Consider the following 21,203-nt stretch of genomic DNA (forward strand, 5'->3'; position numbering starts at 1 on the left):
TCATGAGCGCCACTATCTGGCAAATCGCGGTGCTCGGCCTGGGCATCATTGGTTCCCGCGCCGCCGCCAATCTGGCGAAGTCCGAACTGGGCACGGTCAAATCCTGGAACCGCACGCCCAAGGGGCTCCCCGGTGAATGCGCCAGCGTGGCGGAAGCCGCGGAGGACGCGAATCTAGTGCTGCTCTACCTGAAGGACGCGGCGGCCGTGCGGGAAGTCGCCCAGCAGGTTTTCGCGCTTCCGCCCATCACGGAGCGAGTGCTGGTGAATCACTCGACCATCGATCTGGCTACCACCAAGTGGCTGGCGGCGGAGTGCGCCCAGCGCGGAATCGTTTTCCTCGATTGCCCCTTCACCGGCAGCCGTGAGGCAGCGGCGGGAGCAGGCTTGGTTTACTACGCCGGCGGTCCGCAGGAGTGGATCGACAAGATCGAGCCGGTGCTGCTGAAGAGCGGCAAGGCGGTGCTGCGGACCGGTGAGACCGGCACCGCGACGATCATGAAGCTGGTGACCAACCTGATCTCCGCGTGCACGGTGCAGGCTCTGGCCGAGGCATTGGCAACGGCGACCAGCCACGGGATCGCTCCCTCCGCGCTGACCGAAGCGGTGGCCCTGAATGCATCCGGCAGCGTGCTGGCGGCGATGAAGCTGCCGACGATGGCTAAGGGCGACTTCGATACCCATTTCTCGCTGTCGAATATGCTCAAGGACAGCCGCTACGTGCTGGAACTTGCTTCTGAGGCCGGACTCGAGACACCGGCGATCCAGGCGGTCTCCACACGGATGGCTGAGCTCTGTGACCAGGGCCTGGCGGAGAAGGACTACTCGGCTCTGGCAGCACCCTACGTGCAGGCGTGACAAGATGAGCCGGGCTTTTTCGATCGGAAAGCGGGCCTTTTTCGCCCTGAAAGGCCCGGATGCGGCCCGCTATGCGAACGGTCAGGTCAGCCAGGACGTGAAGTTGCTGACTCCAGAGGCCGCGCTGCCCGCCTGTGTGACCGATGCCAAGGGACGCCTGCAGGCGCTGGTCTATCTCTACTCGCGGGAGGATGGCTCGATCTGGATTGAGGCGCCGGCGGAGCTGGAGGAAGAACTTGAGCCGCGGCTGGGGCGCTATCTGATTTCGGATGATGCCGAGCTGGAGAATGTCTCCGCGGAGTGGGAGCTGTGGCACGTGCTGGACGCCGCGGAAGCTCCGGCCGGCGATTTTGTCAGGCGGGTGAATCGCTTCGGCAGTGAGGGCTACGATGTGTGGCTGAAGGCCGGGGAAGCTTGCGGGATTCCTTCCATCGCGGTGGAAGAAGTGGAAGCGCGGAGGATCGCGGCCAAGGTCCCGGCCTGGGGCAAGGAACTCACACCGGGGATGCTGCCGCCTGAGGCTGGCTTGGACCGCGATGCGATCTCGTATCGCAAGGGCTGCTACATCGGGCAGGAAGTGCTGTCGCGGATCAAGAGCGCCGGGAAGCTGAACCGGAAGCTCAGCGGATTTTTGTTAGAGGCAGGTATCGCAGAAGGAGAACGCTTCGTGACCGGTGAAGGGAAGGAAGCCGGGGTGATTACGAGCGTTTCGTCTGTAGCGGATGCGGAGACGGGATTGGTTCCGGCCTTGGGCTATGTGGAGAAGGCGGGATACGGGATGGAGGAGTTCTCGGTGGGAGGAAGAGTAGTAAGGGTGCACCCTTGAGGAGATCGTCATCGATCTCCAGGGTACACACTCCCATCCGCAACTTGCAAAGTTGCGCTACTTCCGCCGCTGGCGCAGGAGGCCGAGCGCACCGAGTCCTGCCAGAGCCATGCACGAGGGCTCAGGGATGACGCCGAGGTCTCGGACTTGGACCAGGTTGATCTGGGCACTGCCGCCGTTAGGGTCGCCGTTCTGGGAGGGATCGATGAGGATCGATTGGCTGCCGTTGGCAGCGGCGACGAAAGTCCCGATGATGAATTGCCCTGGGCCGCTTCCATCGGCCGGGTAGTTGAGCACGGCGGAGAGGTCACCGGCACCGCTGGAGATCACGGCCGAGCGGGAGCTATTGATGTTGCGGGGATCGGAGATCCAGAGCTGGACGAGGTAGGTGTGGCCGGGAGTCATGCCGCCCCAGGAGAAGCCGCGGGACTCGGAGCTGTAGACGAAGGCGCCGTACTTCAGCAACTCGTTGTAGTTCGCATCGGCGGTGGAGGGGCCCCAGTAGCCGCCACCATCGTCAAAGGCGGAGTTCAGGGACGGCAGATCGGAGAAGCCTTGGAAGCTGACGCCATTGACCGGGGTGGAGGGAGCATTGGCATTGTACGGGGCCCACGAGCCGTAGTAGGTGCCTTGCAGGGTAACGTCGCTGGCACCGGTGATGTTGGATGGCGTTTGCCAGGAGATGACGGCAGCGGTGGCAAGATGGGCGGAGCCGCTGAGAAGGGCGGCAGCGAGGAGGGCGGGTTTCATCATGGGGCTTGGGTTGGGGGTCGACGCGGCGGCTTGGTCCTTTCCGCGTGATCGGGAAGCTATCCCCTTCCCCGGGTTTCGATCAGTCGCATGTCGGGGTGTCGCATGTCCGGGTGACAGAAGTGATCGATGCGGGCAGGGCTCCTCCAAGTGCGGGAGAATCCCATCCCCCATTTGCGGCTAGAGATGCCTGAAACATCGAGGTAGCGGGCGAGGTTTGAAGGGTTGCCTCCATGAATCCCCAAACCCATCTCGCGCTGGCCGTGGCGCTTTTGTTCGCACCTTGTGCCAACGCCGCGGAAAAGACCCTGATCGATTACTTCAAGCCGATGCCGATCGAGGGCAAGCTCTCGTCCGAGGCATGGGGTGCACCGGGCGTGCTGCCGCGCGATCCGCAGAATGGTCTGGAGGATACCACGATGGAGAAGTGGTGCTACTGGGATGGCGCGGTCATTCCCGGTGCGGATGGCAAGTTCCACCTCTTCGCCAGCCGCTGGGATCAAGCGAAGGGCCACAACGGCTGGTGGCAATCCACCGCGGTGCACGCGGTGAGCGACAAGGTCACGGGCCCCTACGAAGACAAGGGGCTGTGCTGGCCCGATGACCAGGGAGGAAAAGGTCACAACGTCACCGCACTCAAGCTGCCCGACGGCCGCTACGCCGCGGTGGTCAGCGAGACGAGGCCGGGTGATGTGTTCATCGCCGACTCGCCTGAGGGACCGTGGAAGTATCACGGCAAGATCCAGGTCGCGCCGGGTGAGTTCAGCGAACTCGGCAAGATGTCGAATGTCTGCGTGCTGCTGAGGCCCGATGGTGACTTCATGATCTTGGCACGCTCCGGGGCGATCTGGATCAGCAAGAGCGGCATTCTGGGCCCCTACACCATTCAGGGTGGCAGCGTTTACCCGACGGTCAAGGGACTGCCTCTGAAGGATCTGGAGGACCCGATCCTGTGGTACAGCGGAGGCCTCTATCACATCGTGGTGAATGGCTGGAGCACCCGCAAGGCATGGCACATGACCTCGCCAAACGGGATCGACAACTGGACGCTGCGGGGACTGGCCTATGATCCCACCACGGACTTCCTCCGCTACACCGATGGCACGGTCAATCACTGGGACAAGATCGAGCGGCCGGCGGTGGTGATGAAGGACGGGCACGTCACGCACTTCCTGCTCTCCGTGCTGGACGTGCCGAAGGATCAGGAGAAGGGCAACGACCGCCACGGCAGCAAGATCATCGTGGTGCCCTTCGACGGTGAGACACTGGATCGCGACCTCCAGGAGAAGACCCAGACGCCAGCCCCAGCCGCGGAGGAAAAGCCGGCACCACCCGCCGGTGTGCCCGCGAGCACGAATGTGCCGGGCGCGGAGTTCCCGCGGGTCCATCCTGACAGGCGGGTGACCCTGCGAATCAAAGCTCCGGAGGCGAAGAAGGTGCAGTTCGACCTCGGCAAGCGCTACAACGCCGAGCGCGACGCGGACGGAGTCTGGACCGCCACCACGGATCCGCAGGTGCCGGGCTTTCACTACTACTGGCTGGTGATCGATGGTGTGCAGGTGAATGACCCGGCGAGCGAGAGCTTCTACGGGGTGAGCAAGCAATCGAGCGGGATCGAGATCCCCGATGCGGATGGCGAATTTTATCAGCCGAAGGAGGTGCCACACGGTGAAATACGGGAACGCTCGTACTTCTCGAAGACCACCGGGGGCTGGCGCAGGATCTTCGTTTACACCCCGCCCGGCTACGATGCCGATTCATCGGCCCGCTATCCGGTGCTATACCTGCAGCACGGCGGCGGCGAAGACGAACGCGGCTGGGGCGTGCAGGGCCGGGTGAATCACATCATGGACAACCTCATCGCGGAGAAGAAGGCCCAGCCGATGATCATCGTGATGGAGCGCGGCTACGCGCAAAAGGCCGGAGCACCGGCGGTGAGCAGTGGCCCACGTGATTTCAGCCGCTCGACGGAAGCCCTGGAAGAGGTCTTCGTGAATGACCTGATTCCGATGATCGACTCCAGCTACCGCACGCTCTCCGATCGCGAGCATCGGGCGATGGCCGGGCTCTCGATGGGAGGGATGCAGACCTTCACCATCGGACTGAAGCACCTCGATCTTTTCTCGCACTTCGGTGGCTTCAGCGGGGCGGGCGGTGGATTGGGTGGCAGCAGCTTCGACGCGAAGACCGCTCAGGGCGGCGTCTTTGCCGATGCCGCGGCCTTCAATGCGAAGGTAAAGCTGGTCTGGCTGGGGATCGGCACAGCGGAAGACAAGCGCTTCTATGACGGGTTGAAGGGGTATCGGGATGCGCTGGAGGCCGCGGGCATCAAGACGGGCTACTATGAATCACCCGGCACCGCGCACGAGTGGCAGACCTGGCGGCGTTGCTTGAGGGAATTCGCGCCGCTGCTTTTCAGATGAGCTCCGCGAGGCATACGCCGCTGGCATCAAGCGTGAAGCCGCTCCCCCGCTTCGCGGGTCCGACGAAGTCCGCGTAGACGGTGCCAGCGCCAAGCGAGCCAGGTGGCCCAAGGAAGGAAAAAGAGGAGGATCAAGAGCCAGTAGGAGGCCACGATTCTCCAAGTAGAGATCTGCCCTTCCACCCGCCACGCCGGGCGAAACACCAGTCCTTGCGGTGGAGGAGTCCTAGGCGATTGCCAGGCATCGAAGTACGGCCCTGCGAAGGGCAGGGCCTGCATTCCCCAGGCGCCAATGGCACCATTCTCTTGGAAGACTCCGATGTGGCCAGGCACCAACATCGCCCATTTCGGAGGGCTGGTGATCGAGCGGGACCAAGCCCAAGCCAAGAAGCAGAATATGAGCACGCCGAGCCAGAAGGATTTCCACCGATAGAGGGGGCGTGGGGTCATCACAGCTGGGGTAGGTGTTAGCAGCCTTCCCTTTCCGGAACGAGTGGGCATTGTGGCACGGTGAAGCTGGCCTTGCATCGCTCCTTGATCTTTTGGTTCGGGCTGCTGGTGCTAGCCTTCATCTCCATCGCTTGGGTCGACAGTAACTTCCAGGGGACCAATTTCAGGCGTCACCTCTTCGGCACGCAGTTCATCGTCGTTCACGGGCAGAATAGAGTGCTGCTGTGGACCGCCAAGGGACCCGCTGTGGGAGTGCAGAATGTGTTCGATCGAGGCAACACCCCTGCCGCTAAGAATTGGGCCGAGATCTTCCGCTCCTTTCGGGCCCAAGCCTACGAAGTCCGTAATCCGGCGACGAATGCGATCGAATCCGAGAACTTGCGGCTCACCTTGCCCCATTGGCTCGCGGGATTGGTGGCAGTTGGGGTTTGGGTTGGCTTGCTGGTGTGGCGCGGGCGGCGATTCAAGGGACTCACGCAGCAAAACGCATGAAGGCCGCCCTCGCCCTACATCGTTGCCTATTTGGAGAGCGCAGAGGAGGAGGAAAACCATGGTATAAAAGGGAGACTGCCTAACTAAGCAGCCTACCAGTGCCCCTTCAGGGCACGTTTCGGATTGTCCGGGAGACCCAGGGTTGCGCTTCGCTTACCCTGGGCTTTCGGCGTGCCGCCCCCTTGGGGCTTTGGAGTTGTGGAGCTGGGATTGATTGAAGTGAGTCGGCCGTAATGGCAACTCGCGGCCCTTTCTTGCGGAGAGGGAGGATCTACCGAGAACTTGTGTGGCGGTGAGTGGGGAGACTTCGCCCAGAAAGCGGCGATGCTCGCGCGCACTCCCAAAGCGGCTGTGCCGAAAAGAGGGAGGACGAGGAAGAACAGAGGGGGCTGCGGACGGGGGAGGATCGAAAGCAGCCACGCCGCGAGCGGGTGCAGCGCCACTGCGGTAACTCCAGAAACAAAAAGGGCTGCGGTTGCCCGCAGCCCTTTGGAAGGTCGTTAGATCAGGCTCAGCTGATCCGATCAGTACTGGTAGTTTAGGGCACCGATTCCTCAATTCCGCTTGGTTGTATGGACTTTCAGCCTCGCAGGAATCCCTTGCACTAACACCTTGCACTAATGCGGACGATTTCGGCATTACAGAGAAGCACGCACGATCACCATCAAGAACTCACTTCCCGCAGTTCGATGTAGTCTCGGATTCTAGGGGCGATCCATCGCACGGCCCGACACAAGCCCAACCCTTGCCGGGGCCGGTTCGCGACCCAATGACTTGATTTCGTGGGCACGCTGGAATCTGATTTCCGTCTCACATACTCAAGCAAACGAATGCCCGATCTCTCCCCCGAAACCGTGGAGGCCCTCCGACAGATTGCGGAGGCTTACATCGCCGTCGAGTATGTTGGCTGGAAGCTTGAAAATCCACCGGGGGTGGGAGGATCGGCAGCAGTCTTCAAGGCCACACAAGGCGAAGAAAGCCGCGCCATCAAAATAACAGACCCACGATTTTTTGAAGGGGGCGATGTTGCGTCGCAACTCAAGCGTCTTGAATTACAAAGAAGGGTCATTGATCACTCGTGCGACAGCCTAGTTAAAATCTATGACCTCAAAATGTATGATCGCACATGCATTTGCGTCATGGAACACCTTCCTTGGAAGGAATTAAAGGATGTAATTGGGACGATACCGGCCGATCATATACAACCACTCGTCGACCAGCTTGTTAACGCAGTCGCTTACCTAAAAGACATCGGACTTATTCACAGGGACATCAAACCGGAAAATATTTTAATATCCGATGATCTCCGCACGCTTAAATTGGTCGATCTTGGCGTCGTTCGAGAAATCTCAAATAATGAGGACCGTCCTGACTCCACCGACCATGGCTTGCACCGACCATTTCTGGCCACGGCTCAATATAGCTCACCCGAGTATCTCTTTCGCACCGCGCAACCTTCCGAAGAGCTTTGGGAGGCACTTAACCTCTACCAAATTGGCGCGGTAATACATGACCTTATTTCGCAGGAGGAACTATTCGCCGAAGAAATGCGTCAGGAGAATAGATACAGACTTGCCCTTGCAGTCCTCAGCAAGCGGCCGATTATCTCCGATGACAAGCGGAGGCGTCATAATCGCCTAGCTTCGATTGCCGAAGCTTGCCTGATTAAAGATTCCAATACCAGACTTAATATCGTCAAACTCTCAGACTTTTCGGAGCCGGTCTCCCTTACACCTTCCCAGCAACTCAAAGGAGCGCTAGACCGACTCTTCAAAAGTAGCGACATCGACACCGACTCCATCATTAGGCAGCAAGTAACGTCGCAGCAAATTGAGGGCACGTTAAATAAAATCTTTGAGGCGGTATTCCACATGCTCAACAGTGAGTTTGGCTCGAACCTTGAATTAAATCGTATTGATGCGGCAAATTCGCCCACCAGTAGAACACTTTACGCGGGCATCCCCCCGGCCGGGATTGAATACAAATTCACTATTTCCGTGACACTCGCTGAATCATTCGACCTCACTTCCGAAGTTGAGGTGATACTGAAAGACGACAAAGAGATACATTCATCTTCCCCGCAGGGTGCATTCTCCCTCAATTCGGAGACTTCTGAGGAGGGCCTGATAGGACGGCTATTTGAAAGCATTTCGGCAACGCTGATAAAATCATTAACCTAACCCCCGATCATGCAAGGCACTTGGTGGAGAAACTTCGATCAATTGGACAAGGATCAGCAAAAATTTGCCGTCTTGTCCCCCGACGGGAAATACATAATATCCGGGCCGCCCGGATGCGGCAAAACTAACCTTTTATTACTGCGGGGCAAATTCACAGTCAGATCTCAGCTTCACAATATTTTATTCATCACATATGCCAACTGTTTGGCAGATTTCATCCGATCGGGCATAGGGTCTTATTTTGAATCGGATCAAGTTGTTACATACTGGAAATGGGCGAGGCAACATATCAGGAATTATTACCCGGAAGCTTTACCGGAATATTCAGCGCTATTTGATCTGGAGGATGACGCCGAGAAGCGCGCCGGACTCGTTCGGCTTCTAAGGCGCACTTACGAACGGCTACCTAGCCCCATCCTTTATGATGCGATTTTGATTGACGAAGCTCAGGACCTTTCAATTGATGAAATAGAAGAAATTGCGAGGCTTTCTCCCCGGGTAACCATCGCGGGAGACCGCAGGCAGGGGGTTTACCTTCAGAATGGAATGGGCGTCGAAGGCTACACTCCGGTCAAAATCAGGTATCATTATCGGATTGGCCTTCGAATTTGCGAGGTAGCAGACAAATTGCTAGCGCCTCCCGCAGGCGAACCAACGTTGAAAGACTTTTGCCGCTACAGCATAGAGCCATATGGGGAGGCCGAAGCCGAATCGTTTGAACACGCAACTCCCGAGGCGCAATATGAGGAAGTCATCGAACGGCTCTCACGCCAACTCCGCACTTACAGGAATGAATTGCTTGGCGTTTTCTTTACAAAAAACGAGTTTCTTTCAGATTTTCGTAATTATCTGAGCGGCAATCAGCTACTGGAACAGATCGCTTTCCATGATCTCAACGAAAGCGATCACACCTTTACGTCGACGAAGCCAATCCACGCGATGACGATACACGGATCGAAGGGGGCAGAATTTCGCGCGGTGCATATAGTGCGGGGTGAAACCCTTAAATTCCCTTTCAATCACCGAGAGCTAATATTTACGGCGGTCACCCGGGCAAAAACCTCTCTATCGCTGCATTACACCAATAAGCTTTCACCGTTTATAAAAACCGCTTTTGCAACTCCGACGACTCCAAATCCCGACGATCTGTTCGACGAATGAAATCGACCAATTATACTTGGCACGGGATTGAAACAATCAACCTCATGCCAATGCTTTATAGACTCCGTGCCGGTGAGCAACCAACAACCGTTCCGGAATCTTTCAGTCGCACTAGCGGAGCGAAATTGCGCTTAGCCGTCCCAATTTCACCATCGGAGAGGCATTGCCCGATCGCAGTGGTGTCTGACTCATACGCAAACGAATTTTTCGCTTGGCTCTATACGTTTGCCGAAGACGCAATGCCCATCAGCCTACATTGCAAAATACTTAAATCTTCCGACTTTGTTGACCTAGACTTAGCAATACCAGCCTTACCAACGGCAGACTTGGGCAGGTGGACAGCGCTTGTTATGGGCGAAATAATGTTCCGCACTGGAACTGAGGAAATATTATCTGAAGCGGCCACATCGTGGGCACTCCGTTCTTTCAGTTTCGCCGCGACCCTTTGCTACGCAACTTACGGACATCAACCGTCTGCCGTCATTGAGTTGTTCATCAATAGGCTTAAGCGTATCACCTCTGTCCAACTGCCTAATCAGCCCGATCCCATAGGTGCCTTTGCGACCATTTGGGGCATTTGCCACCGCAGCCAGAAATTCTTACATTCCCCCAGTGAAGCCGCAGTTTATAGCTTTCAACTATTGTTAGACACTTCACCCGAGCTTCGTAAAGTCCTTACCTCTAATCCCCCGCTTCTGAAAGCATTAAATGACGCCGTGCAGGGGGCGGATTTTTCTTCGGACTCGTTGGAACGTCGAGTGATGGTCTTCGACAAATATTCCGCCGTCATAAACAGCCTAGACGCTCAAAATTCATTTCTCGGAGGCTTCGGAATTGCAGTTGCGGCTTTCTTTGTGGGCCGGGGGACTTCGCATCTTCATCTTCTAGACGGTCAACTAAACAAGTTTTCGTATCTTTGGTTCTCTTTGCTTGCGGGCCTCTGCGGAGAGGATTGTTGGGACCCGAAATGGTTCGCGATAAATAGGAAGATTGCGACCTTAGCGGAGTTTTACTGGGTTAGCGACCCACTAAAGTCGACTCTGACCGATCTCTGCTGGGAGGAGTATAATTGGGTTTTACAAGGACGCGATGCTGCCGATCAACTCAAAGTTCTCCCCAAGATTACCCCAAACGTAGTCACGGTTGAGATCGTGCCGGGGGTGCCGCTTCAAGTCCGGTTGGGGAGAGCAGAGAGAGTTGGTCAGCCTAGCCCGAGCCGACCCGCGTTCGACGGGCTTAGTACACCCGCGTTGGCGTCATGGTTGGAAGAGATCGCGCGGGAATTCAAAAAGCGATCCAACAATACCGAGGCACCCTCGAATGTTCGGCAGCCCGAACTTCCTTTGGAAGAGCAATCCGGGGAAAGGAAACTTAGAAAACCGAAAAAGTAAGCATCGTCCATACGGAATCAACACCAATTCTAAAGAATTGGTGTTGATTCGAGACACAATTCCTTCATCCTATGCGCAATGAAGGCATTTTCATACCTCCGCGTTTCCTCCCGAGGGCAGATTGACGGCGATGGTTTCGACCGGCAGCGGGACAAGATCAACCAATGGGCAAAGTCCAACGGCGCAACCATTGAACGCGAGTTCTGCGAGAAGGGAATTTCTGGCGCGAACGATTTGGATGACCGGCCCGCGATGGTTGAGCTACTTGCCGCCATCTGCATGAACGGAGTCCGAACTGTCATCGTCGAGCGGGCGGACAGGTTCGCGCGTGATCTTGTGGCGTCCGAGTTGCTGTTGCGCGAATTCACACGCATGGGAGTGAGCGTCATTGAAGCCGAAGGCGGGAACGACCTTTCTGCCGGTGACGATAGCAACCCCACTGCGAAACTTGTTCGCCAGATTCTCGCGGCGGTAGCCGAGTTCGATAAAACAAGCATCGTCCTAAAGCTCCGTGCTGCCCGCACGCGAGCGCGCCGGGAAACTGGCCGGTGCGAGGGGAGGAAACCCTTTGGAGAACGCGACGGGGAAGGCCCCACGTTGGAATTGATCCGCTCCATGAGACGGAAGCCAAAAGGAGGAAAGCGCCTCTCATTCGCCGCCATCGCCGAAAAGCTTAACGATTCCAAAATTCCAAGCCGCACGGGTAAACCTTGGCACCCGGAAGTTGTCCGCAGGATGCTAGGAGCGGAGCGCTAATTATTTTCTAACATCGCACGATTTCTATTGACAGCCATTCACCGAAAAGGGGTGCCGCCGGTTCCTTGCTTTTTGAGAATGTGCTTACCGTGAAAACTGGTGGGGGGTGTTGCGACGCCTCGACCCGGGGAAAATCAGAAATGAACCGGGCTTGTGACTTCAAAATGTTTCAAGGAATGCCGGGGCTGATCGGATCACCAAAAAGAAGCCCAGCGGATTCACGCTCTTGCACCCCCTATCCTTCGAAGTGCATTTGACTTCGCAGTCCATTCATTAATAATCAATTAGTTACAACTTCAACCAAATGCCTCAGCCTGTTGATATTGTAAGCCCGAGGTGTCATAATGCGCTTTAAATCAAACAGTTATGAATTTTACTTTGGCCTCTGCTTATTTTGCTTTCCCATTGCATGCGCACTCGGAATGAACTTATTTAAACTTAACGTTCCGCCGCCACCCCCTAGGCAAGAGTGAGTTATACGCCCCGCAAGTGAACCGCCGTAGCCCCAAGCGCCCCGCGTTACTATTTTAAATTAAAACATAATGTCGGATCGCGAGTAACTCGCCGCCTCGAAAACCGTAACGCACTGCGGCAAATCCAATATATTCGCAATACTATGCAAGATAGTTCTTGCCTTTAAGTCTCATACCGTGGTATAACGACCCCCTACGTATGGACAACACTAAAAACAATAACGTTAAGAAACCCCTTCCGCTTCTCCTTACCACTCAGCAAGCCGCCGAGGCATGGGGAGTGTCCCCCGTCACAATTCGCAGGTGGGTAAAACAGAACAAAATCAAGCCTTACGGGGGAATGAAGGCTTGGAGATTCGAGATTGACGACTTCCGGGGGGCACTGGAACGCCTTTGATGCGGTCTGCTGGAATACTTTTCTGTTTTCGCGAGATAATTAGTTAATGTTTCCGCCGGGCCTCCGGTCCCACGCTCCTCGTTTGACTGGCATGGAGCTAGTGTAATAGACTCGGGAACGTTTTTTTGACTACTAATGAGGGAGGATAAGAGGAAGGGGGAAAGTAGTAGACATTAACAAGAAAGGCATTCCCTGATCCTAATTCAACAAGGATACGCCTCTAAGATCGCCCCTCCGCGCCCTATTTTTAAGAAACCATTGTTATGAATAAGAAACTATTTCAACCGCAAGTTGAAGCCGTGGCCGCGCTACCGTGGTCGAAATACAAGAAACTTGGCCAAGCTGCGGGCGCGTGGAATGCGGCCTCATACACTCTTCACCGCTGCCACCTCGCCCGGCACACCTCGGATTCCGAATGGGTTCCACTTTGGTCTCAGATGATGGCGAAAATTGCAGGGAACGCCAAGAACTGGGGGACGCTTTGGAAATTGCTCGTCTCTGAACGCTTCCTTGAATGCGACGGGAAATTCTCCCATGGCACCAAGAGCCTTTCTTTTCGCTTAGGATCGGCTCTAGCCGGTGCGAACTGGAAGCTGAGCGCCGACCCCTTCCCCCTTCCTGAAATTGCTCCTAGGGCCGTCTGGAAAGGGTTGAGCATAAACGCGACCGAAGCGCACAAGATTCTTGAGGCCATCGCCTCCGCCCGGGGTTGGGATCGCGAGCGGTTGGAGGCTTGGCATTACCGGGTGGCAGAGTTCTCACCGGGGTTCACTACTGGCCGCACCGGTCGCCAATTCGGGGACGCGAACCTATTGCCGTCCGAAGTGCGTGATGCATTAACGATCTTCGGCAAGCCGACTGCGGAGGTGGACATTTCCAACTCCCAACCTCTTTTCCTCGCCACACTCTACCCTCCAGCAAGCAAGGAACGTTCCCGTTATCTTGCCTTGGTCGAAAGGGGAGAAATCTACCAGTTTTTCGGGAAACTATTGGGCACCGATCGGGAAGGGGCCAAGGCTCGCTTTGCTCCATGGCTCTTCGGGGCGCGAGACGATCTCTTCGCTGCCCTATTCGCAAATCAATTCCCCGAGCTTGCCCAAGTGATCGGAGGGATTCGCGACAAGCATTACAAGGCGCTCGCTTTCGATCTCCAACGTAAGGAAGCGGAAGTGATTCTGGACGCGTGCGAAAAGTTTGAAGGCGTTAGCATACACGACGGAATTCGCGTGATTGAAGACCGCGAGGAAGACGTGAAGCTCCACATTGCGAAAACACTTAAGGAGCGGCACGGGCTTGCCGTTCAATTCAAGTAGGCGAAGCTAGTTCGAGCCGCTAGCCGGCGGTGATCCGACTGCGTGTCTGCTAGGCCCGCCAAGCCGACTTAAGAAGAGCTACGCGACCTTGGGCAGTTGCTTGACCACCTTCTCTAGTTCCGCCAAATCGACCCCATATTGCGATGCAATGATTGCTAGGGGTGAATCCTCTCCAATGGTCGGAATACTGGTTAGAGAGGCGTAATACTTCTCCGTTGTCGTGATGCTCTTGTGTCCTAACACCCGGCTGGCAACAAGCATGTTAAAGGTGGTCGCCAAGACGCTTCCGCACTCCTTCCGCAAGGTGTGAACGGGTTTCCGCCCTGTGACGCCTTTCAATCGTAACCAGATCGCGACGGTCTGAATGTGACCCTTGAGACGTTGCTTGCCGGTAAGCGCGTTCGGCACAAGAAATTCAGAGTCCGCCTCGCCCCGAAGCTCCAAAAGCTGCGCCGCGAGTTTCTCCGCGATTGGGAAGTCTCTTATTTCCCTTCCTTTGGGTTTAAAGCTCTCCTCCTCCTGAACGCGGAAAAGCCACTTGCCCGGCGCGACTTCACGAAGCCATTCAAGCCGCGCGGCGGCAATCTCTCCCGACCGCAATCCAATCTTGAGAGCCAAGAGGACGACGAGCGCTTGCGCGGGCTCAAGTTCCTCCTCGCATTCAGCTTCAATTTTCTGACGAAGCCCGGCCTTGAAAGGGCGATATGGCTGAATGCCATCCGTTTTCAGGTCCATTCCTGTTAACGGATTTTCGACGGTAAAACCCTGCTTCTTGTAAAACGCAAGGGCGCTGACCTTGAACACGCTGGCGGCCGATTTCAGAAGCCCCCGCAGGCTGGCCTCACTACCGTTCGGGTTTTCCTTCCGCCAGCCGATGCGCGCTTTCGTGTCGTCCAAATCCCGGATTTTCTTCGCGCCGCACCATTTGGCGACGCGGCGCAACGCACTGATATAGTTTTTTCGGGTGTCGTCGCTAACGGGGTTCTGCCCAACTTCGCAGAACTTGTTGTAAAGGGTCTCCAAGCGCTCCAGTTCTGACCCCTGATTCTCCTCCCCTTGCAACTCTCTCTGCGCCGCTTCAAAGCCCTCTTTCTCCGCTAAGGCTAGAAACCGGTTTTGCCGAGTGATCGCGTCCCGGAGGTTCGCGGTGCCCATGGAAACGGTTTTCTGTCCTACGCCGGGAAATGACTTTCGGAAGGAGAGAATCCCTTTTTTGCCCCTAGGCTTTAGCTCCGGTTTCATGCGCGGGGCAGGAATGACAAAGGGCTAGTGCAAGTCAACCTCGCACTAGCCCCTTGCACTAAATCCGCCCCAACGGACGATAATTCAAGGAAACGGAAGAGAACGGAAAATCATTAAGCAATAACGACTTGCCCCAATTTCCGTAGTTCAAATCAATACTGGTAGTTCAGGTAGAAGTTGAACTGGCCGCCCTTGTCCGCGACGGGATCGGGGCTGTCGAGCGGGAAGGCGTAGTCGAGGGCGATCGGCACGGGGCTGATCGGGAGCTTGAGGCGGACGCCAACGCCGATGTCATGATAGAGGTCGCTGGGGCTCGGGTCCCACGAATCGGCATTCACGAAGCCAAGGTCGTAGAAGACGGCAGCGCGGATGTTGTCGATGATGGGCACGGTGTATTCCGCGGAGAGGAAGCCGAGCGACTGACCACCGATGACTTCACCGGTGACTGGGTCGCGGGGGCCGACGTCGCGGAACTCGAAGCCGCGCAGGGTGCGGCCACCACCAAGGAAGAGGCGGTCGAAGACCGGGACGGTGCCGTCAGTGGCATCGACGAAGGCCAATTCACCGTTGAGCGAGAAGATGGAGTCCCATGGGAGGCTCCAGTATTTCGCGCCCTGCAGGGAGAGGCCGAAGATATCGACGTCGCCACCGAGGATGGTGCCACCGAGGGTGGCGCCGATGTCGACCTTGCTACCGGTACGGGTCTCAATGACGGCATCGCGGCTGTCGTAGACGAAGTTGGCGGCGAGGGCGCTGCGGAGGAAGTCGCCGTCATCAAGCAGCAGCAGCGAGGGCGGGCCACCATTGGCGACGGACTTCTTGGAGAGAGCGCCGACGGAGGGATCGAGATCGACCGAGACGTTTTCCAAGCGGTAGCCGACGCGCAGCGATGACTTCTCGCCAAGCGGCTTGCGGATGTAGATTTCAGCACCGGCGTTGGTCTGCTCGTAGAAGTCCGAGTAGTACTGCGAGTCCTTATAGAAGAGCTCGCCGCCGAGGGCCAACTTCCTGTCCATGAACCAAGGCTCGACCAGCGAGACGCTGAAGTCGGAGCGCTCGGCACCGAGGCGCAGGTTCATCGCGAAGCGCTGGCCACCACCGGTGAAGGCCCAGGGGTTGAAGAGGTCGAAATTGGTCTGCTCAAGGTTGACGAAGCCGACGATGCTATCGATCGAGCTGAAGCCGATACCGGCGCTGATGGAGCCGGTGCGCTTTTCTTCGACCAGCACGTTGATATCGCGGTAGCCGCCACGGCCGGGGGCTGCATCCACCTGGATATTGTCCTCGAAGTACTGGAGGTTCTTGAGGCGGGCGGTGGCGGTTTCGAGTTCGACCGTGTTGAAGTTGTCGCCCGGCTTGAGCGGAAGCTCGCGGCGGATGACCTTGTCCTTGGTCTTGGTGTTGCCCTCGATGTTGACGCGGCCGACGCGGTAGAACTTCCCTTCGGTGATGCGGTAGAAGATGGTGACTTGGTTAGGACCGGCGTCCTTGGTCTCCGGGGCCACGGTGGCGTCCGCATAGCCGCGGGAGCCGTAGTAGCTGCGGATCATCTTGATGTCCTCGCGCATCTTCTTGGAGGAGTAGCCATCGCCCGAGTTCAGGGTGAGGGCCGGGTAGAGTTCCTCCGGCTTGAAGATCGTCATGCGGCTGAAGCCGACACCAGCGACGGTGTATTTCTCGCCTTCGTTGATCGGGATCACGAGGTCCACGCGGCCGTCATCGACGGGATCGCGGCGGACGCCCGGGCTGCTGGCGCGGAGGTAGCCGCGGCTCTTGTAGTAATCGAGGACGTTGGCGACATCGGTGTCGAGCTGGTCGACTTCGAAGCGGCCGGACTTGGTGAACCAAGAGAACCAGCCCTTTTCCTTGACCTTCATCTGCTTGCGCAGGGTCTTGCTGTCAAACTTGGTATTGCCCTCGAAACGGATGTCGCGGATCTCGTTCTTGCCGCCTTCATCAATGATGAAGATCAGGGCGTAGCCGTTGCCGGACTGGCTGGGCTGGGTGCGGGTGGTGATGGTGACGTCCGGGTAGCCGTAACCCTTGTAGTAGGCTTCCAGGTTGTGCTTGGCGGTGAGGATCGCCTCGTCGCTGAGGGAGCCACCGACCTTGAGCTTGGATTCCTTGGCGAGCTTCTGATCGGAGAACTTCTTGGGATTATTCCCGGTGAAGCCGACTTCCACGACGGTACCGCGGGTGGTGACTTCGAAGATCACCTTCAGGGCCTCGCCGGCGGGCTCAGCGAGGACGCGGACGTCGTCGATGTTGCCGGACTCGTAGAGAGCCTTGATGTCGTTATCGACCTTCTCGCTGCGGTAGGTTTCCCCGGAGCGGGTGGAAATGTAGCTGCGCAGGCGGGCTTCATCGACCGTGGGCGGTCCGACGTAGCGGATGGCCACCTCCGAGATGTTCTTGCCTTCAATGTCCTGGGCGCGGGCCGGCGAGGCGGCGAAGCCGAGGAAGAAGAGCGCCGCCAAGAATAGATGGCGGGCGACCGAGGCCCAGCCCCGGTTACTTAGGAGGGGTGAAATATCCATGTGTGATAGCGACGGGGCTGATAGAACCTTTTTGAGGCAGGGTGCGTCAAGGGGATTGCTAGACGGGAAATGGCCTTCCCTGCGCGGAATTGGCAAGGAAGGATGGCAGGAATGACATTGCCGCCATGGCTGTGGCGCGTGCTGCGCTCGCGGAAGACCCGGCTGGCCGGGAAGATCGGGCTGTGCCTAGGGCTCGTGGTGGCGGGGGGATTTTATCCGGTGGTGAACTGGTGGGGGCGGCAGGAGTGGGAGAAGGCGGAGGCGGAAGTGAGGGCGAAGGGGTTTCCGGTGATCGAAGGGATCATCAAGGTGGAGGAGCTACCGGAGAGCTTTTTTTGCCAAGCGGGTTTTCTGGCGGAGGCAGGACGGCCCGCGGCGGACCGACTGGCCTGCCACAAGAGTCCGGGCACCGCCTCGCCGGACCTCTATAAGATCTTTTCCAGGCTTCCGGGGAGCGAGGCCATCACGGCGGAGCAAGCCCGCGCGGCCCGGGATTCCTTAAATTCATGGGAGTCACGGCGTCGGGCGCTGATCGAGGCAACCCAGCAGTCCACTCCCCTCTCCCGCGCCACGGTGAACTACTGCGTCGAGATCCCGCAACCGCTTGCCGAGGTCGCGCGGGATATGGCGCAGTACTTGGAGGAGGACGCGCAGCTCGCCGTTGTCGGCGGAAAGCCGGACGAGGCGTTTGAGAGCATCGAGGCTTACTTCCGGATCATCGCGGACCTGATGGACGCGCGGGCCCTGCACGGACATTTGCTGCGCGAGAGGTGCCCGGAAGAGATCCGACGGCTGGTGCGCGGCGCGATCATCGGGCCAGCAGGAGGGGGCTTCAGCGAGGAGCAACTGAGGAAGATCGACGCGATGCTGGCGGGAATCGATGCCAATGCCGCGATCACCCGATGCCTGCGGGAAATGCCGGGGGAATGTATCACTATCCATCTGGACATCCTGCGCCGGAATTTGCCAGGCCCCGCACCGCGGTATCGCACGCGGGATCTTCTCGCCAGTTGGCGCTGGGATCCGGCTGAGATCATGCGCCGCGCCAAGCTAGCGGGGGAGATCTGGAAGCCCTTCGGCTTCCGCGAGATGGAGATGGCGCGGCGACTGACGGGCCTAGCGGATGTGGTGGATCGGCCGCAGCTTGAGGCGATCCGGGAGTTGGGGAGATCTGAGGCCTTGTCGAACTTCATGAGGTCGGCGGGCGCGGTGCCTCAAAGCCGTTCCTATGACTATCATTCCGGGCTGGGGCATTGGCAGGCGGACTACTCCATGGCGAACGTGGTGCTCGCAAGGTATGTCATTGCGATCCGGCGGCAGGTGCTCCGGCATGGGAAGGTGCCCGCGAAGTTGGAGGATCTGGATGGGGATTTGAGGACGAAGCTGCCAGTGGATCCCTTGAGCGGGCGGGCGCTGGAGTATGCGGTAGAGGGAGGATTTTATACACTGGGGTACTCCGCGGCTTGGGCGAAGGGAGGGAAAGAGACAGTGAGGTTTACTTGGGGGGAGTGAGGGAGATGGGCTTGGGGGAAGGATTGAGAGACGCTTCTGCTTCTAGAAGCTGGCCCGAGAAATGACGCTCGGAGAGCGGCACTCCACATGGCGGCGGGCTGGTGGGAAGCGGTCGGGCCGACTGAAGTCGGCGCACCCAGTGGGCCGTCCGTGGGATGGGCCCGAAGGGTGGGTTCGCCCGACCTTCCAAGCCGGACAGGAGCCGCGGCGGTCCCAAGGGACCGTCCGGGAAGCGGGTCGCCGGGAACCCTTCGTCCGCTCACAGGGCTTAGCGGACTACCTCGCGGACTTATTTCGGGGTGCCTAACCGCCGCTACTTCGCTTTGACAAGGCGCGGGCGGCCCCCTTAGCTTCCCGCCCCCGGCGCGCCTAAGGCCTTTCCCGCGCCGTTCTTTCCGCCATGAACATCACCGTTGAAAAGCAGCCGAACTGCATCGCCACGCTGCGCGTCGAAGTCCCCTCCGCCACCGTGAGCAGCGAGCGCGCGAAGATCGTGTCGGGCTATACCGCCCAGGCACGGATTCCCGGCTTCCGGCCCGGCAAGGCGCCGAAGAACGTGATCGAGAAGCGCTTCCAGACGGCCATCACCGAGGAACTGGACGATCGTCTGGTCCGCCAGGCCTATGACGAGGCGCTGCGCAAGGAGGCGCTGAAGGTGCTGAACTTCGGCATCCCGCAGAATCTGGCCCACAATGAGGACGGCAGCCTGACCTTCCACGCAACGCTGACGCTGGCTCCGGAAGTGGCGCTGCCGCAGTACAAGGGCATCACCGTCAAGGCTCCCTCCACCGAGGTGACCGACGAGGAACTGGATGCCCAGCTCCAAGGCCTGCGCGAGCGCATGGCCGATTACACGGATCTGGAAGGCCGCGCCGCCGAGGCAGGCGACTTGGCCGTGATTGATTTTACCTCGACCCTTGAAGGCAAGCCGCTTGAAGAGGCGCTGGGCAAGTCCGCCGGCTACCTGGCTGGCCGCGAGGGCTTCTGGCTCAAGCTGGACGAGAACAGCTTCCTCCCCGGATTCGCCGACCAAGTGGCAGGCCTGAACGCCGGCGACAGCAAGGACATCGCGCTGACGATCCCGGAAGAATTCCCGCTGAGCGACCTGCGCGGCAAGGAAGTGGTTTTCCACGTGACCCTGAAGGGCCTGAAGCAGGCGGTGCTGCCGGAGCTGGACGACGAATTCGCAGCCAAGCTGACCGGGGGCAAGAACCTCGAGGAGCTGAAGGGTCTGGCCAAGCAGCAGATCGAGGTGGAGAAGCGCCGCCGGATCGACGACTACAAGGTCAACCAGATTGTGGAACACTTCAATTCGCTGGTCGATTTCGACCTGCCGGAAGACCTTCTGCGTCATGAAACGCAGGGTCAGGCCGACCAACTGGTCGAGCGCGGCGTGAAGTCCGGGATGACCCAGGAAGAGCTAGTCGCGCAGCAGGGCGAGATCTTCGCCACGGCCGGTGAGCAGGCCCGCACGAACCTGAAGACGAACTTCATCCTGCAGGAAATCGCCCGCACCGAAGGCATCAGCGTGAACGACAACGAGCTGGTGCAGCACCTGGTGATGATCGCCCAGTCGCGCAAGCAATCGCCGAAGAAGTTCATCAAGGAGCTGCAAAAGGGCGGCCGGATCCCGGGCATCCGCAACTCGATGCTGGTGGGCAAGGCCATTGACTTCGTTCTGGAGCACGCCACCGTTGAGGAAATCGCAGATGAACCGACCACAGATGAGTGATTTCCCTAGTGTGATCCAGGCGGGAGGAAGCCCCCGCAACAGCTATTACGTGCCCGTCGTCATCGAACAGGATGGCCGCGGCGAGCGCTCCTTCGACATCTATTCCCGGTTGCTGAAGGACCGGATTATTTTCATCGGCACGGCGATCGATGACTTCGTCGCCAACTCGGTGATCGCCCAGCTTCTGTTCCTGCAGATGCAGGACCCGAAGAAGGACATCCACATTTACATCAACAGCCCCGGCGGCTCCGTGACGGCCGGTCTGGCGATGTATGATACCATGCAGTTCATGACCTGCGACGTGAACACCTACTGCATCGGCATCGCGGCCTCGATGGGCTCGGTGCTGCTGACGGCGGGGACCAAGGGCAAGCGTTTCTGCCTGCCGAACTCGCACGTGATGATTCACCAGGTCTCCGGCGGTGCCCAAGGCACGGCGCTGGACGTGGAGCGGACCTTCGGCTTCATGATCAACTTGAACAACCGCCTGCACGGCATCCTCGCCAAGCACAGCGGCAAGACCTTGGAGCAGCTCAAAAAGGACTCCGAACGCGACAACTACATGAGCGGCGAAGAGGCCGTGGCCTACGGTCTGGTCGACAAGGTCTTGGAGAACCGGAAGCAGCTTCCGGATGTCGTTGCGGCCCTCGCGGACGCAAATGACGGAAAAAAGGACGACGCCTGAGAAGTTTTCCGCTATTGTAGGGCGTCG

General features: G+C 58.3%; 16 protein-coding genes. 13 read left to right on the top strand and 3 right to left on the bottom strand.

Annotated features, from left to right (window positions below; all coding sequences use genetic code 11):
• The first annotated feature begins 2 nt into the window (after nt 1–2).
• Both BV071_RS11295 and BV071_RS32825 read left to right on the top strand, forming a co-directional pair.
• On the top strand, nt 3–857 hold the full coding sequence (locus tag BV071_RS11295; protein WP_035606540.1) for an NAD(P)-dependent oxidoreductase: 855 nt from the start codon (nt 3–5) through the stop codon (nt 855–857).
• Between the two features lie 4 nt (nt 858–861).
• Nucleotides 862–1,683, top strand: a complete 822-nt coding sequence (locus BV071_RS32825; RefSeq protein WP_052573156.1) for a folate-binding protein YgfZ — start codon at nt 862–864, stop codon at nt 1,681–1,683.
• 57 nt (nt 1,684–1,740) lie between these two features.
• Here the strand turns inward: BV071_RS32825 and BV071_RS11305 are convergent, their stop codons facing one another.
• Nucleotides 1,741–2,436 carry a PEP-CTERM sorting domain-containing protein gene (locus BV071_RS11305; protein ID WP_035606543.1) on the bottom strand — a complete coding sequence of 232 codons (696 nt, stop codon included), beginning with the start codon at nt 2,434–2,436 and terminating at the stop codon, nt 1,741–1,743.
• A gap of 230 nt (nt 2,437–2,666) precedes the next feature.
• Here BV071_RS11305 and BV071_RS35325 point away from each other — a divergent pair, with 230 nt between their 5' ends.
• The 8 genes from BV071_RS35325 to BV071_RS11350 all read left to right on the top strand — a co-directional run bounded on the left by BV071_RS35325 (nt 2,667) and on the right by BV071_RS11350 (nt 13,468).
• Nucleotides 2,667–4,856, top strand: a complete 2,190-nt coding sequence (locus BV071_RS35325; protein ID WP_265594335.1) for an alpha/beta hydrolase-fold protein — start codon at nt 2,667–2,669, stop codon at nt 4,854–4,856.
• A gap of 291 nt (nt 4,857–5,147) precedes the next feature.
• The gene (locus tag BV071_RS35330) at nt 5,148–5,288 is read left to right on the top strand and encodes a hypothetical protein (RefSeq protein ID WP_265594336.1); all 141 of its coding nucleotides are present in this window, start codon (nt 5,148–5,150) and stop codon (nt 5,286–5,288) included.
• 101 nt (nt 5,289–5,389) lie between these two features.
• Nucleotides 5,390–5,797 carry a hypothetical protein gene (locus tag BV071_RS11320; protein ID WP_265594337.1) on the top strand — a complete coding sequence of 136 codons (408 nt, stop codon included), beginning with the start codon at nt 5,390–5,392 and terminating at the stop codon, nt 5,795–5,797.
• 830 nt (nt 5,798–6,627) lie between these two features.
• Complete coding sequence (locus BV071_RS11325; protein WP_052573157.1) at nt 6,628–7,977, top strand: protein kinase; 1,350 nt, start codon at nt 6,628–6,630, stop codon at nt 7,975–7,977.
• Between the two features lie 9 nt (nt 7,978–7,986).
• Complete coding sequence (locus BV071_RS11330) at nt 7,987–9,138, top strand: ATP-binding domain-containing protein (protein ID WP_052573158.1); 1,152 nt, start codon at nt 7,987–7,989, stop codon at nt 9,136–9,138.
• Nucleotides 9,135–10,529 carry a hypothetical protein gene (locus tag BV071_RS11335; RefSeq protein ID WP_265594338.1) on the top strand — a complete coding sequence of 465 codons (1,395 nt, stop codon included), beginning with the start codon at nt 9,135–9,137 and terminating at the stop codon, nt 10,527–10,529. The genes BV071_RS11330 and BV071_RS11335 overlap by 4 nt, the downstream gene beginning before the upstream one ends.
• A 78-nt stretch (nt 10,530–10,607) precedes the next feature.
• The gene (locus BV071_RS11340; RefSeq protein ID WP_035606555.1) at nt 10,608–11,285 is read left to right on the top strand and encodes a recombinase family protein; all 678 of its coding nucleotides are present in this window, start codon (nt 10,608–10,610) and stop codon (nt 11,283–11,285) included.
• A gap of 1,133 nt (nt 11,286–12,418) precedes the next feature.
• A complete protein-coding gene (locus BV071_RS11350) occupies nt 12,419–13,468 on the top strand; it encodes a hypothetical protein (protein WP_035606561.1) in 1,050 nt (349 codons plus the stop codon).
• Between the two features lie 78 nt (nt 13,469–13,546).
• Here the strand turns inward: BV071_RS11350 and BV071_RS11355 are convergent, their stop codons facing one another.
• Entirely contained in the window at nt 13,547–14,710 is a 1,164-nt protein-coding gene (locus BV071_RS11355; RefSeq protein ID WP_081885932.1) for a tyrosine-type recombinase/integrase, read from the bottom strand.
• Nucleotides 14,711–14,862: 152 nt separating this feature from the next.
• Nucleotides 14,863–17,247, bottom strand: a complete 2,385-nt coding sequence (gene bamA, locus BV071_RS11360; protein ID WP_035606567.1) for an outer membrane protein assembly factor BamA — start codon at nt 17,245–17,247, stop codon at nt 14,863–14,865.
• Nucleotides 17,248–17,358: 111 nt separating this feature from the next.
• On the opposite strand from bamA, the gene BV071_RS11365 reads away from it, so the two are divergent.
• The 3 genes from BV071_RS11365 to BV071_RS11375 all read left to right on the top strand — a co-directional run bounded on the left by BV071_RS11365 (nt 17,359) and on the right by BV071_RS11375 (nt 21,176).
• On the top strand, nt 17,359–18,759 hold the full coding sequence (locus tag BV071_RS11365; RefSeq protein ID WP_035606570.1) for a hypothetical protein: 1,401 nt from the start codon (nt 17,359–17,361) through the stop codon (nt 18,757–18,759).
• A 400-nt stretch (nt 18,760–19,159) separates the two neighbouring features.
• Complete coding sequence (tig, locus tag BV071_RS11370) at nt 19,160–20,491, top strand: trigger factor (RefSeq protein WP_035606573.1); 1,332 nt, start codon at nt 19,160–19,162, stop codon at nt 20,489–20,491.
• Nucleotides 20,484–21,176: an ATP-dependent Clp protease proteolytic subunit gene (locus BV071_RS11375; protein WP_052573159.1), complete on the top strand. Its 693-nt coding sequence runs from the start codon at nt 20,484–20,486 to the stop codon at nt 21,174–21,176. The genes tig and BV071_RS11375 overlap by 8 nt, the downstream gene beginning before the upstream one ends.
• Nucleotides 21,177–21,203: the final 27 nt, after the last annotated feature.

Source organism: Haloferula sp. BvORR071, from assembly GCF_000739615.1.
Lineage (GTDB): Bacteria > Verrucomicrobiota > Verrucomicrobiia > Verrucomicrobiales > Akkermansiaceae > Haloferula.